The organism is Sphingobacteriales bacterium (assembly GCA_016700115.1).
Lineage (GTDB): Bacteria > Bacteroidota > Bacteroidia > Chitinophagales > UBA2359 > UBA2359.
In genome coordinates this window covers 3,196,000-3,208,576 of the sequence record CP064999.1, presented here as the reverse complement: position 1 = coordinate 3,208,576, position 12,577 = coordinate 3,196,000, and the positions used below count along the sequence as shown (strand labels likewise).

The following is a 12,577-nucleotide window of genomic DNA, read 5'->3' as shown; positions in this document are numbered from 1 at the left end:
AAATTGAAACGATTAAAATTTAGGACACCGCATTTTACCTCTGTCTTGATTCTTTTTGTAGTTGTCCGACGGGGCTTTTCCGCTGAACTTTTCTTTAAATTTACCCGATTCTTTAACGTTATTTTGAGGGCTGACAAATTCTGATGCTGCAACTTTTTCATCGTTTATCAACCTACTTCTCGCATTTCCGCTTGCCATAATCCCTTTTTCGTTTAGTCCCTGATAATTACCGACTGAGTATGGAGCCTTAGAGTCCCTATCCCCCATGCCTGCATTATGTCCTAAACCGTGTACCCCCAAATGAGCACCTATTTCTCCTCTTGCCACAGCAGTATTACCTTTAAGTAGCTCGGCAGCGTCAATGCCCACAAAACGACCTGTCGCAAAACCGGTGTTTTCACTCCATTCGGGATTATTGCCTTCCGAACCGGTGAATTCGTTTATAAACTGATCGGCTATCTTACAACTGTAAAAGCAGTCATGGGCAATGCTTTTCAACTCTTTGACACTTCCAAATGCCACAAAACTGTCGGAAGGGTCTAAATAGCAGCCGTTAATGATATTTGATCCTGTGCCGGTAAAATCCATTACTTTTACTATGCCCTCACCAAGAAAGTTATCAAGTATAGCCTGCATCTGCATCCGTATTTCATGCCTTAAATCCGTGTCTATACCGGCAGATGGCAGGAACAACAGGTATATCATGTTTTCCTTACCATTAGGATCCACAAAAAGCATAGGATTATTAGCAACATAAGCATAAGGAGATATATGCACATACTTCTCCACCAGAGGATCTATCTGTCCCCATCTATTAATTTGCGGGTCGTACCAACGTGCCCCGTAGTCCATCCAATGCAACCCGAAATCCTCGTTTAGTTCTTTACCGTTATACTGATAGTTGTTCCCAACCCCGTCAAAGGTAGTGGATAATTCTTCTATGGGCAAGCCGAAGGGGTAGTAATTGGTTTGTTGCAGGATTTCGGCTGTTCCGTCGTTGTTGTCATCGGTGAATGCAATGCGGGTGTTGCCTAAGTGGTCGCGCAAGGAGTATTCGTGGCGGAGGTTCATGCCCGGTAGCAAGTTGACGCGTCCTTCTTCGTGGTAGTAGGCTTCGGCTATATTGTTGTCGTATTCTACTGCCCCTATATAGTCGCGTTTGTCGCAGTTGGTCGGAGGCTCTTCCGGTGGTGGCATACTTTCGGCGGGATTGGTGAAAGCGGGCGGTGTCAGACGTTTGATAAATTGTATGCGCTCGGATATGTTGCGGTAGTATTCGCCTTCGGTTAGGGTGTCGGTTCCGGGCAAGCGGGCAGACCCCACGGAATCCATTCGGGCGGAGAAAAATCTGTGTTTGTCAATCGGAGGAGTGGCTGGTGGTGGTGGCATTTGAGCAGTTCCTGACTCGCAGGTTCGTTTTTGGAGTTTGCGGCCGGTGGCGGTGTATAGCCAGGTGATGGTCAATGCTGCCGTGCTTTTTCTTCCTGTAGCCATCCCCGTTTTTTTGCCTGTTTTAACAGCCATGGATGCGTTTTATCTGGATTTTTTATGATAAATGCTTTAAGGTCTTCTTCTTTCAACCTTTTCATTAAAGGATTGGCGGCTTTGTAAATCGAAAATATTGTTAACCCCCCAAGATACCATCTTGAACGAGGATGGTTTAAATATTTCATTTCGTCTTTATGAATTCCACTGGCAAGATAAAGTACGGTATCTTGAGAAACAGAAACCGCAATTGCATTTTCCATCTCCGATGTATAGTTTTGAGCACCTTCGTACTTGCCTTCAACCTTGACCAACTGACAACTCACGTTATCTTTAACCTTAAATCTGTAAAAAAAAAGTACGGTATCGCCCCGAAAAGCAAAAGTGTCCAAAGCTATTTCAAAAAAAGGAATTTCCCTGCGTGTCCATTTATAAGGCTTAACTTCTTCCAAAGTTTCCGGATTATTGTATTTCTCGCAAAGCGACAATCCGTATTTGCGATACAGAAACCAACGGCCTGTGTCGAATTCTGCTTCAAGATTGTGTGCAATGATGCTAGGCGGATAATCGGGATAATCCGATGCCGGTTGGTTGGTAAGGCAACCGGCAAAAAAAAATGCTCAAAAGAATAAGCGCAGACGGTTTCATTTGCTAAAATTGATAATGTTTTGTTCCTTGTTTTAATGCCGGTATTTGGGCGGTTGCTTTGAACTGCCGGTTGCAGGTAATTTTACCTGCGGCAAATGAATTTAATGCAAACAAGCCCTTCCGCAGCGGGCGGTTTTACGAAAAAAACGGAAACGGTGTTATTCTTCGGTTGGTCGGTCCGGCAGCCACCCCCTTTTTTTTGCTTGCTTTATCAACCAAGGATGCGTTTTATCGGGATTGTTTACGATAAATTTTTTGAGGTCTTCTTCCTGCATCTTTTTCAGACGTGGGCTTGAATATAAATCACCCCAATTCCGGCTTCCGCCTAAGTACCACCTTTCATTGGGATTGTTCAAGTCTTTTATGCTGCCTCTAGAAATTCCTTCGGCGAGATACAACACTGTATCTTTAGAAAGTGATACTGCAATAGAATTATGCGTTGGAAATGGATGACCAGGAACCGAATCAAACCTGTCGTAATAATCAATTAAAAAACAATCCAGAATATCTTTCGCTTTGAACCTATAGAAAAAAAGTATGGTGTCGCCACGGTATGCAAATGTATCCAAAGCAATTTCAAAAGAAGGAAATTCTCTGTTTATTCCCTTTAAAGACCGGTACTCATAAATAGACGTAGTATCAATATAAGTATCGCAAAGGGAAAGCCCATATACCCGATACAATAACCAACGGCAAGTGTCAAATTCGGTTTGTAAATTGTGTGCTATAATGCTGGGTGGATAATCAGGATAATCCAATCCTGATTTATTGTTTTTGCAATTTGTTATCAACAAGATTATTGAAATAAACACAAAATGTTTCATCTTATGAGATTTAAAGGCACAGTAATTTTTGATTCGGGTCTGTTAATTAGCTTCCCATCGTTAGATGTAGTGCTTTCGGCACGGTATAAGTGCATGTTTACAGGGTCTAAAGCTACATTGTAATAATTGTTGTTCCTGTTTCTCGTTGCTTTCATGTCGTCACCTGATGGCCCAGGGTCATTTATAACACTATACATCTTATACGGTTGGTTTTTGTTTCCTGTGTTTACCAGTATATCATATTCGCCCGGCATGGGATGCAGGTGTGCATTACCTGCTTCGCCAAACTCGGGGATAACAGCATTAAAAATACCACTCGTATAGGCTTCACCTTTTGTAGTAACCTCACCATTTGAGGTTAACCCTAATCTTATCCCATATTCAGCAAAAAAACCGCCTTTTACCGGCTTGCCGTTATGTGTCATACTTATTATTTTGTCCCCCAAATACGTAACATTTTCATTGCCTCTATTAATGTATTCGTCAACAAAAGCCACAAATCCGGCAGTTAGGTAGGTTAGCCCTTGTGTTCTGAGGTTTTGATTGGCTTCGTTGCTGTGATAATCACCAAAAACACCATTATCTCTTAAATCCTGAAAATCGGCAACTTGCGAATTTGGAATTACGACAACAGCATCGGGCAGGTTATCGTTGGAAGGACTTCCTATCATTTGCCCGCTTTCGGAGAAATACCAAGTGCGGGACATACCGCGCGGGTCTATAAATGTAACGGGGTTATTCCCAACATAAACATAAGGGCTTTCGTGATAAAACTTCTCCGCCAAAGGATCAATCTGTCCCCACCTGTTGATTTGCGGGTCGTACCACCTTGCCCCATAGTCCATCCAATGCAACCCGAAATCTTCGTTCAGTTCTTTGCCGTTGTACTGATAATTATTCCCTTCCCCATCGAAGGTAGTGGATAATTCTTGAATGGGCAAGCCGAAAGATCGTTAATTGCATGGCGAATCATCAATAACCGTTATATTTCCCACCAGATTGTCTACATATAAAATCAAAGCCCCTAAATAAAATGGTGCGGAATAGTAACCACCTTCTACTACATACGATTTAGATTGGTCTTGTGTTAGTATATGTATTTTGTAATCGGGCATATCACTTGCGTGTGCCGGATAAATGGTGTCCTTTGTTTCGGTGAGTACCATGCTTGCTAATCTATTTAGATAAGCCTGCTGGTGGTAATTTAAGATTTTATTATACCTCTGATGCCCGATTACCATGTCATTGGTAGTGCAAACACTCATGACGGTGTTATTGAAACCAATTGTGGTGTTCACTATACCCTCATAAGTGTCATGCTCAATCTCTACTCCGATACTGTCAATTTCCATTTCTTTTATATCATCAAGTCTTTCCACTTTGTTTGCTTTTAGGAGAACAGTTTTTGAATCGGAAGCGTAAAAGGAAAGTTGTTTCCCAATTATACTGAACTTATAGCTGCGCCAATCGTTTTTAATCACATCATAAAAACATATTGACTTATTGGAATGTGTGTAATATGGAAAGATATAGTATGCATCACTATATATCCCCCATCGCATTGTAATACCCTTGGGAAGTTCTAAATGCGCTTTATGTATCATGAATATGCCTTCGTTGTAATAATTAAACTTTCCAGTTGTAATATTAAACAGCCAATCTCTGTCACCTTCAGAGTAAATAGAATCTGAATAAGCAACCTGCCAACAACCTTGTAAATTTGAGAAAACCTCTTTTTTGTTGTTTGTACAGCAAACCAAAATCAAAATAAACACAAAAAGATAAGATACAACTGTGTACTTCATTTAATTGCCTTTTTTCTTTTTCAATTCACTCCTGTATTCAGGGCTAATAAAATCTTTTGTCATTTGCCACTGTATAGGATAAATCCGATAATGATTATGATTGCCATCCCAGCCCTTTCTGCCATGTAACATATATTCGTGAACTCCAAGAATAGATATTGCATTTCCGGCATGACTTAAATGAACAATATGTGGAGCAGTTGGTTCTCCGTCTTTATAGTATTGAATGCTAAAAGAAACATCGAATGAACCATCGAAATATCGGGTCATTTGTGCACGATTACCAGAATACGGTGATAAATTATTTTTATTTGAAGGATATTTCCACTCGTTTCCGTCTTCAGTTAGTCCTCCTACAACTGTGATTGAACCCGACTTCAGGTTATTCCGGTCAAACTCAATGAGACCCACTCTGTCCGCTTCTATCAATAAGTTGGTGAACAAATCGGAAAGAAATTCTAATTCTTGCATAGGCAAAGCAGTATTTTGTGAGAAACCGGCAATTCTGTCTTTTAAATATGTTCCGCCCATATCAGTAGCCACAGATGGAGATATTATCACATCACGTCCTCCGGTTACTTGTTGGTATTTGTTGGCTGGCATTACCATAATCTCTCCGTCAAAATCAGAATCGTTATAATGCCCAAGAAAGTTGCCTTGTTCGTCAAAAATTGGATCTTTTCCATCTGGGTCTATCAAATTAACCGGATTTCCCAAAACATAGTTATACCCGTTCCAGTCATAATACTTCTCCGCCAAAGGATCTGTCTGCCCCCACCTGTTGATTTGCGGGTCGTACCACCTTGCCCCGTAGTCCATCCAATGCAACCCGAAATCATCGTTCAGTTCTTTGCCGTTGTATTGATAATTATTCCCAACCCCATCGAAGGTAGAGGATAATTCTTGAATGGGCAAGCCGAAAGGATAATAATTGGTTTGTTGCAAGATTTCGGGGTCTCCGTCGTTGTCGGAGTCGGTGAAACAGATGCGGGTGTTGCCTAAGTGGTCGCGCAGGGAGTATTCGTGGCGGAGGTTCAAGCCGGGTAGCAGGTTGACGCGTCCTTCTTCGTGGTAGTAAGATTCGGCTATATTGTTGTCGTATTCTACTGCCCCTATATAGTCGCGTTTGTCGCAGTTGGTCGGAGGCTCTTCCGGCGGAGGCATACTTTCGGCGGGATTGGTGAAAGTGGGAGGTATCAGGCGTTTGATAAATTGTATGCGCTCGGATATGTTGCGGTAGTATTCGCCTTCGGTCAGGGTGTCGGTTCCGGGCAAGCGGGCAGACCCTACGGAATCCATTCGCGCGGAGAAAAATCTGTGTTTGTCAATCGGAGGAGTGGCTGGTGGTGGTGGCATTTGAGCAGTTCCTGACTCGCAGGTTCGTTTTTGGAGTTTGCGGCCGGTGGCGGTGTATAGCCAGGTGATGGTCAATGCTGCCGTGCTTTTTCTTCCTGTAGCCATCCCCGTTTTTTTTGCCTGTTTTAACAGCCATGGATAGTGTTTTATCTGGATTTTTTATGATAAATGCTTTAAGGTCTTCTTCTTTCAACCTTTTCATTAAAGGATTGGCGGCTTTGTAAATCGAAAATATTGTTAACCCCCCAAGATACCATCTTGAACGAGGATGGTTTAAATATTTCATTTCGTCTTTATGAATTCCACTGGCAAGATAAAGTACGGTATCTTGAGAAACAGAAACCGCAATTGCATTTTCCATCTCCGATGTATAGTTTTGAGCACCTTCGTACTTGCCTTCAACCTTGACCAACTGACAACTCACGTTATCTTTAACCTTAAATCTGTAAAAAAAAAGTACGGTATCGCCCCGAAAAGCAAAAGTGTCCAAAGCTATTTCAAAAAAGGAATTTCCCTGCGTGTCCATTTATAAGGCTTAACTTCTTCCAAAGTTTCCGGATTATTGTATTTCTCGCAAAGCGACAATCCGTATTTGCGATACAGAAACCAACGGCCTGTGTCGAATTCTGCTTCAAGATTGTGTGCAATGATGCTAGGCGGATAATCGGGATAATCCGATGCCGGTTGGTTGGTAAGGCAACCGGCAAAAAAAATGCTCAAAAGAATAAGCGCAGACGGTTTCATTTGCTAAAATTGATAATGTTTTGTTCCTTGTTTTAATGCCGGTATTTGGGCGGTTGCTTTGAACTGCCGGTTGCAGGTAATTTTACCTGCGGCAAATGAATTTAATGCAAACAAGCCCTTCCGCAGCGGGCGGTTTTACGAAAAAACGGAAACGGTGTTATTCTTCGGTTGGTCGGTCCGGCAGCCACCCCTTTTTTTGCTTGCTTTATCAACCAAGGATGCGTTTTATCGGGATTGTTTACGATAAATTTTTTGAGGTCTAGAAATTCCTTCGGCGAGATACAACACTGTATCTTTAGAAAGTGATACTGCAATAGAATTATGCGTTGGAAATGGATGACCAGGAACCGAATCAAACCTGTCGTAATAATCAATTAAAAAACAATCCAGAATATCTTTCGCTTTGAACCTATAGAAAAAAAGTATGGTGTCGCCACGGTATGCAAATGTATCCAAAGCAATTTCAAAAGAAGGAAATTCTCTGTTTATTCCCTTTAAAGACCGGTACTCATAAATAGACGTAGTATCAATATAAGTATCGCAAAGGGAAAGCCCATATACCCGATACAATAACCAACGGCAAGTGTCAAATTCGGTTTGTAAATTGTGTGCTATAATGCTGGGTGGATAATCAGGATAATCCAATCCTGATTTATTGTTTTTGCAATTTGTTATCAACAAGATTATTGAAATAAACACAAAATGTTTCATCTTAAGTACTTGACCATATTTAGTTTGCATTAAAAGGGCTAAAATTGATTTTGAGATGATTGCCTATATTAGCCATGCAACGATTGACAGCATAAAGGAGGCTATCTTTTTCGAGGTAATCTTCTGGAACAAGCCACTCACACTTTAACTTTCTCCACATCGTTTCGGCGATGTTCAAATGCGGCGAGTAAGTGGGCAGAAAAAGACAAACAAGCCTCTGTTTTGCCAAATAGGCAGTAAGAGGTTCAATAATTTAGATTGGTGGACACTGGAATTATCCAAGACAACAACGGTATGTTTTCTGATGTTAAGCGATAATTTATCCAAATGATTGACAATAAACTTGGCATCTATATTCTGTTGGGTGGTTTCCAATAGCATTGATTTGTTCTGCTAATCAAGCCAAATATATTGACTTTGTACCCTTTTTCTGTATATACAGCCACTTTCTCATCGGGGAATTGCCAGCCGTAGGGGACATATCCCTCGCTACTAACCCTGCTTTCATCGCCATAAAATAGGTCTATCTGCCCTTTTTAGGACAACTTCTCCAATTCTTGCAAGTCCGATTTCTTCGACTGATAAATTTGCTCATCAGGCTTTCCTTTGCAACGCTTTCTTATACGTCTATATCGTCCCCCAAGCTTTTTAAAAACGTTTAAAAGTGCTCTTGCTTACTTCTTTTCCACTTGAAGCCTCCCATTCTGCCTTGGGCGGTAGCTACTTTTTGGCGATGCTGACTGACGGCTTCCAAAATAAAGATGCTTATCCGATTTTTTATCAATAAGAGGCTTTTTTGCCACGCCCCGGTTTGATGTATAAGCCTGCTATCCCATCTGATTTATACCGTTTTAACCAACTGTTCACACTCACATGACACATGCCTACTATGCTTCCTACATCTTTTGAATGCCGACCCTCAGCTTTTAACAAAATTGTCTGGCAGCGTTTTCGCAAACTATGGTTATCTGATTTTTTAAACAGTGTCTCTAACTCTTTTCGACCTGTTTCACTTAGTATCGGTGTGTTTACTCGTCCCATGTGCGCAAAGGTACAAAATAATACAAACTATTTATACGCCAGTACTTATGAGATTTAAAGGCACAGTAATTTTTGATTCGGGTCTGTTAATTAGCTTCCCATCGTTAGATGTAGTGCTTTCGGCACGGTATAAGTGCATGTTTACAGGGTCTAAAGCTACATTGTAATAATTGTTGTTCCTGTTTCTCGTTGCTTTCATGTCGTCACCTGATGGCCCAGGGTCATTTATAACACTATACATCTTATACGGTTGGTTTTTGTTTCCTGTGTTTACCAGTATATCATATTCTGCCCGGCATGGATGCAGGTGTGCATTACCTGCTTCGCCAAACTCGGGGATAACAGCATTAAAAATACCACTCGTATAGGCTTCACCTTTTGTAGTAACCTCACCATTTGAGGTTAACCCTAATCTTATCCCATATTCAGCAAAAAAACCGCCTTTTACCGGCTTGCCGTTATGTGTCATACTTATTATTTTGTCCCCAAATACGTAACATTTTCATTGCCTCTATTAATGTATTCGTCAACAAAAGCCACAAATCCGGCAGTTAGGTAGGTTAGCCCTTGTGTTCTGAGGTTTTGATTGGCTTCGTTGCTGTGATAATCACCAAAAACACCATTATCTCTTAAATCCTGAAAATCGGCAACTTGCGAATTTGGAATTACGACAACAGCATCGGGCAGGTTATCGTTGGAAGGACTTCCTATCATTTGCCCGCTTTCGGAGAAATACCAAGTGCGGGACATACCGCGCGGGTCTATAAATGTAACGGGGTTATTCCCAACATAAACATAAGGGCTTTCGTGATAAAACTTCTCCGCCAAAGGATCAATCTGTCCCCACCTGTTGATTTGCGGGTCGTACCACCTTGCCCCATAGTCCATCCAATGCAACCCGAAATCTTCGTTCAGTTCTTTGCCGTTGTACTGATAATTATTCGCCTCTACCCCAACCGATGCTTCAAAGTTAGGGGAAAGTTTTTGGATGGGCAAGCCGAAAGGATAATAATGTGCTTCCTGTATGGTTTTGGCTTCGTTTTCAGCACTGTCGTGGTAGCAAAAGACGCGGCCGTTGCCTAAATGGTCTTTCAGGGTGTATTCTTTCCGCTCGCCTTCGAGGAGGTTGATGCGCCCTTCTTCGTGGTAGTAGCCTCGCTTTGCGTCGTCTATCTAATTATTTCTATGCCGAGTATGTAATCGCAGATGTTGCAGCTTTCTAGGTCAGCTCAACAGAGGGCAGTTTGGTTGGGAGACGGCTCGTCGTGTTGGTTGTATGTTTGGAAGATGGCGGTGATTACCACCCCCTATATATAAGAATGAAGGCAGCTATTAACATGACTATAGTGCTGACTATATGTAGCCTGTAAAGATAGTATATTATTCTTGCCACTTTTGCTTCATTGGCATTTTTGGCTTGCCAATTCTTATAGTTGTAAGTGGCAATTAGTATCCGGTAAATTGTAATTGAAAGCAAAGCGTTTTTAAATATATAAACTAGTAATGAGTACGCTAAAAAAAGCACTTTTAGATTTTGAGTTAAAGGTTATAATTTCACATATATGATACTTTGTGCTGGTAGTGTTTTTTATGCGTTATGAAAGGGGCTATACGTATTATGCTGCTGTATAGTGCATGAAGCATTGAAAAGAGGGTAATTGAGTTGGTTATCCGTTTTTATGTTTTACAATACGACTAAAATTGATAACAATAGCCATGAGATGCTATAGAGACTGGCGTTTATCAAGCCTCTTACTTTTAATTTTCCGTTTCGGTTTTCCCCCTTCTCATTTGCGCCATGGGTGGCTTCCACATTAGGGCGGAGTTTTCGATGCGCTTTGGGTATTGTTTGTATATTTTTATGTCGTTGCTGTCGCAGGTAATCTTCGGGTTTAAACTTGTAAATAGCCACTCCTTTTTCATATTTTCGATTTGTCTTGGTGGGGCAAGTGTCTCTGAAGGGGCAATCGTTACAGATATGGAGGTCAAATTCAGCTTTATAGTTTTTTGAAGGTTTAGTGGCGATCACTTGGGGGTGTTGTGAATTGGCACATTGTACCCTATACGTGTTGGTATCGGATTGGAGGGTAATAGTGATGGGGATGACGCACAACAGCCTTTAATGGCGGTTTGAATAGGCGTGATACCCAATTCATTGAGTTTAATATCGTTGTCTTCGCTGCCAAAGCCGCCATCGTGGTGCAATTGTTCCAGGTCGGGTGTTTTTTCCTTGATGCTGTCCAACCGTTCGTGAAGCAGTTGTGTATCATCGGTATTATTCGTAGCGGTGTGTACATCGGTAATCAACTGCAGGTCATTATCAGGATGGCAGGTTTCGGTCACCATCGCCACATAGCCTTGATATTGTTTGCCCTTTTTTTCCGATAGGTGGCTTCTGTATCATCGGGCGATTGAAGGCACTTGCTGTTCAGCGCTTCATTGGGCTTAGGCGCAGGTACGCTTGTTTTTTCATCCGTTTCAGGCAGGGTAAAGTGTTCGGCATACACGCGGGAAAATACCTGAAAGACTTCGTGTTCCCGATAAATATCCTGCAATTGTGTGTATAGCAAGTGATAAACTTGCCCTAACTTTTGGAGGTGAGTGTTTTGGTCTCCCGGTTTGATATGGCGGATATATTCGTTTGCTTTTTTCCCGATATAGTCCGACAAGTCAGCAGTATAACGCTCCTGTTCTTCGGCAGTGAGAATGCTGTAAAAGCGCAAAAGCAATTCCACAAGGAGTTCTATGCGACTATAACTGCGTATATTGCTGTTAAGTAGAAGGCTATCCGTACGCTGTATCGTTGTCTTTAGTTTCAGTTCTTTGAGTTGTTGGTTTGTTAAGCGGTCGAACAATTTGCCAATCAGATCTTCTCCTGTGTTAACAAAGTGAGTGTTGAGGCGACTTTTGAAGTTGAACAGCGTAGGTTCGGTGAAAGGAACCTTCTCTAAATCCTGAAGACCTAAAGCAAAACGGGTTTCCAAATTAAAGTCTATCTGTTCAAAGAGTTGGGCATACGTCCAGCTATGCTTTTGCATCAACAATAATGCCGCTATCATGCAATTGATAGGAGCATTGGGCGCACTATGTTTGGTCGAATACAGTACCGAAAAGTCTTCCTCTTGTATATTGCAAAAACAAGCCGATAAAAATGACCGCCACTACTATTTTCAAGCCGTTTTTGCTTATCTTTATTTAAGTAAAACGACAAACCAAAAAGTTGAGATTGATTATGGGTTAAATTCTTCTTGAACATAGATGAAATAACTATTTAAGCATAAAATTACAAAAATATTCTTTAAATAACAAACATACCCAAAACCTTATTTTAGTGAACTCAGTAATTTTCCGTCAGATGGAATATCACCCTCTAGAAGCCGTCTATCAAGAATTGCCCCTGTACTTTGAGTAACAAAAAACAAAAGTGCTGCTATAAGAAACAGTATTTCCAGCATAACGATTTATTTTGTAGGGATTATAGTTATTTTAAACCCGATAATTGCTTTGAGGCCAATCCTCCTTTCTTCCAATTTTGTACTAACGCCAAATAAACTGCTTTGAGGACTTAAAGTTCCATGAATTTGTCCAACTAATGATCCCATAGCTACACCAGCCTCATAACTTAGTGTTTCCCCCATTCGGTTTACACCCCCACTAAAATTGGCTTCAAAACCAGCACCTATCCCACTCCTTTTACCTTCTGCAAATATATTCATCTGAATATTTGAAGAATTTATCATCTCCAACCCACTAGACAAATTCCAATTAACCACTTCCGCATTTCCCCCACCTTGAATATCTAATTTCCCAAAATTAATACCTAATTGTGGACCAAAAGTCACTTCTATGTTAGCGTCATAGCCCGTAAAATCACTAAGCCATTCCCCAAACCTTACATCGCGGCTTCCTGTTATTTCCACAGCCGGCAGTTCATTGGAAGTAGTTCCATCCTTGTTGCCTCGA

General features: G+C 41.3%; 16 protein-coding genes and 1 pseudogene. 1 reads left to right on the top strand and 16 read right to left on the bottom strand.

The features are described 5' to 3' along the window. Positions 1-12: 12 nt before the first annotated feature. The 15 genes and pseudogenes from IPM47_11655 to IPM47_11585 all read right to left on the bottom strand — a co-directional run bounded on the left by IPM47_11655 (position 13) and on the right by IPM47_11585 (position 11,673). On the bottom strand, positions 13-1,524 hold the full coding sequence (locus tag IPM47_11655; protein ID QQS27553.1) for an RHS repeat-associated core domain-containing protein: 1,512 nt from the start codon (positions 1,522-1,524) through the stop codon (positions 13-15). Beyond that, positions 1,461-1,937, bottom strand: coding sequence for a hypothetical protein (locus IPM47_11650; GenBank protein ID QQS27552.1), 477 nt, complete (start codon positions 1,935-1,937; stop codon positions 1,461-1,463). The genes IPM47_11655 and IPM47_11650 overlap by 64 nt, the downstream gene beginning before the upstream one ends. Positions 1,938-2,291: 354 nt before the next feature. After that, on the bottom strand, positions 2,292-2,957 hold the full coding sequence (locus IPM47_11645; GenBank protein QQS27551.1) for a hypothetical protein: 666 nt from the start codon (positions 2,955-2,957) through the stop codon (positions 2,292-2,294). Continuing rightward, complete coding sequence (locus IPM47_11640) at positions 2,954-3,898, bottom strand: RHS repeat-associated core domain-containing protein (protein QQS27550.1); 945 nt, start codon at positions 3,896-3,898, stop codon at positions 2,954-2,956. The genes IPM47_11645 and IPM47_11640 overlap by 4 nt, the downstream gene beginning before the upstream one ends. Positions 3,899-3,910: 12 nt before the next feature. Next, positions 3,911-4,762 (bottom strand): hypothetical protein, encoded by an 852-nt coding sequence (locus tag IPM47_11635; protein QQS27549.1) that lies wholly within the window; start codon positions 4,760-4,762, stop codon positions 3,911-3,913. After that, a complete protein-coding gene (locus IPM47_11630) occupies positions 4,763-6,223 on the bottom strand; it encodes an RHS repeat-associated core domain-containing protein (GenBank protein QQS27548.1) in 1,461 nt (486 codons plus the stop codon). Between the two features lie 387 nt (positions 6,224-6,610). After that, on the bottom strand, positions 6,611-6,862 hold the full coding sequence (locus IPM47_11625; GenBank protein ID QQS27547.1) for a hypothetical protein: 252 nt from the start codon (positions 6,860-6,862) through the stop codon (positions 6,611-6,613). 225 nt (positions 6,863-7,087) lie between these two features. Further along, complete coding sequence (locus tag IPM47_11620) at positions 7,088-7,507, bottom strand: hypothetical protein (GenBank protein QQS27546.1); 420 nt, start codon at positions 7,505-7,507, stop codon at positions 7,088-7,090. Between the two features lie 85 nt (positions 7,508-7,592). Beyond that, positions 7,593-7,954, bottom strand: a pseudogene (locus IPM47_11615) (transposase). A 399-nt stretch (positions 7,955-8,353) separates the two neighbouring features. Beyond that, positions 8,354-8,614 carry a helix-turn-helix domain-containing protein gene (locus IPM47_11610; protein QQS27545.1) on the bottom strand — a complete coding sequence of 87 codons (261 nt, stop codon included), beginning with the start codon at positions 8,612-8,614 and terminating at the stop codon, positions 8,354-8,356. A 31-nt stretch (positions 8,615-8,645) separates the two neighbouring features. Further along, positions 8,646-9,083 carry a hypothetical protein gene (locus IPM47_11605; protein ID QQS27544.1) on the bottom strand — a complete coding sequence of 146 codons (438 nt, stop codon included), beginning with the start codon at positions 9,081-9,083 and terminating at the stop codon, positions 8,646-8,648. Between the two features lie 5 nt (positions 9,084-9,088). After that, the gene (locus tag IPM47_11600) at positions 9,089-9,787 is read right to left on the bottom strand and encodes an RHS repeat-associated core domain-containing protein (GenBank protein ID QQS31453.1); all 699 of its coding nucleotides are present in this window, start codon (positions 9,785-9,787) and stop codon (positions 9,089-9,091) included. A gap of 511 nt (positions 9,788-10,298) precedes the next feature. After that, positions 10,299-10,643: a transposase gene (locus tag IPM47_11595; GenBank protein ID QQS27543.1), complete on the bottom strand. Its 345-nt coding sequence runs from the start codon at positions 10,641-10,643 to the stop codon at positions 10,299-10,301. Further along, the gene (locus tag IPM47_11590; protein ID QQS27542.1) at positions 10,640-10,960 is read right to left on the bottom strand and encodes a hypothetical protein; all 321 of its coding nucleotides are present in this window, start codon (positions 10,958-10,960) and stop codon (positions 10,640-10,642) included. The genes IPM47_11595 and IPM47_11590 overlap by 4 nt, the downstream gene beginning before the upstream one ends. Beyond that, positions 10,954-11,673 carry a transposase gene (locus IPM47_11585; GenBank protein QQS27541.1) on the bottom strand — a complete coding sequence of 240 codons (720 nt, stop codon included), beginning with the start codon at positions 11,671-11,673 and terminating at the stop codon, positions 10,954-10,956. The genes IPM47_11590 and IPM47_11585 overlap by 7 nt, the downstream gene beginning before the upstream one ends. Between IPM47_11585 and IPM47_11580 the strand changes: the two genes are divergently transcribed. Then, positions 11,672-11,866: a hypothetical protein gene (locus IPM47_11580; protein QQS27540.1), complete on the top strand. Its 195-nt coding sequence runs from the start codon at positions 11,672-11,674 to the stop codon at positions 11,864-11,866. The two genes, IPM47_11585 and IPM47_11580, sit on opposite strands and share 2 nt — an antisense overlap. Before the next feature lie 209 nt (positions 11,867-12,075). Here the strand turns inward: IPM47_11580 and IPM47_11575 are convergent, their stop codons facing one another. Then, positions 12,076-12,534 (bottom strand): hypothetical protein, encoded by a 459-nt coding sequence (locus IPM47_11575; protein QQS27539.1) that lies wholly within the window; start codon positions 12,532-12,534, stop codon positions 12,076-12,078. Positions 12,535-12,577 lie beyond the last annotated feature (43 nt).

What these genes read in the sequence shown, in the direction of transcription:
- IPM47_11625 (QQS27547.1), bottom strand. Translation starts at nt 6,862, where the DNA reads ATGAAACCGTCTGCGCTTATTCTTTTGAGCATTTTTTTTGCCGGTTGC.
- IPM47_11590 (QQS27542.1), bottom strand. Translation starts at nt 10,960, where the DNA reads ATGGTGACCGAAACCTGCCATCCTGATAATGACCTGCAGTTGATTACC.
- IPM47_11645 (QQS27551.1), bottom strand. Translation starts at nt 2,957, where the DNA reads ATGAAACATTTTGTGTTTATTTCAATAATCTTGTTGATAACAAATTGC.
- IPM47_11605 (QQS27544.1), bottom strand. Translation starts at nt 9,083, where the DNA reads ATGACACATAACGGCAAGCCGGTAAAAGGCGGTTTTTTTGCTGAATAT.
- IPM47_11630 (QQS27548.1), bottom strand. Translation starts at nt 6,223, where the DNA reads ATGGCTACAGGAAGAAAAAGCACGGCAGCATTGACCATCACCTGGCTA.
- IPM47_11580 (QQS27540.1), top strand. Translation starts at nt 11,672, where the DNA reads ATGCAATTGATAGGAGCATTGGGCGCACTATGTTTGGTCGAATACAGT.
- IPM47_11585 (QQS27541.1), bottom strand. Translation starts at nt 11,673, where the DNA reads ATGATAGCGGCATTATTGTTGATGCAAAAGCATAGCTGGACGTATGCC.
- IPM47_11655 (QQS27553.1), bottom strand. Translation starts at nt 1,524, where the DNA reads ATGGCTGTTAAAACAGGCAAAAAAACGGGGATGGCTACAGGAAGAAAA.
- IPM47_11610 (QQS27545.1), bottom strand. Translation starts at nt 8,614, where the DNA reads ATGGGACGAGTAAACACACCGATACTAAGTGAAACAGGTCGAAAAGAG.
- IPM47_11635 (QQS27549.1), bottom strand. Translation starts at nt 4,762, where the DNA reads ATGAAGTACACAGTTGTATCTTATCTTTTTGTGTTTATTTTGATTTTG.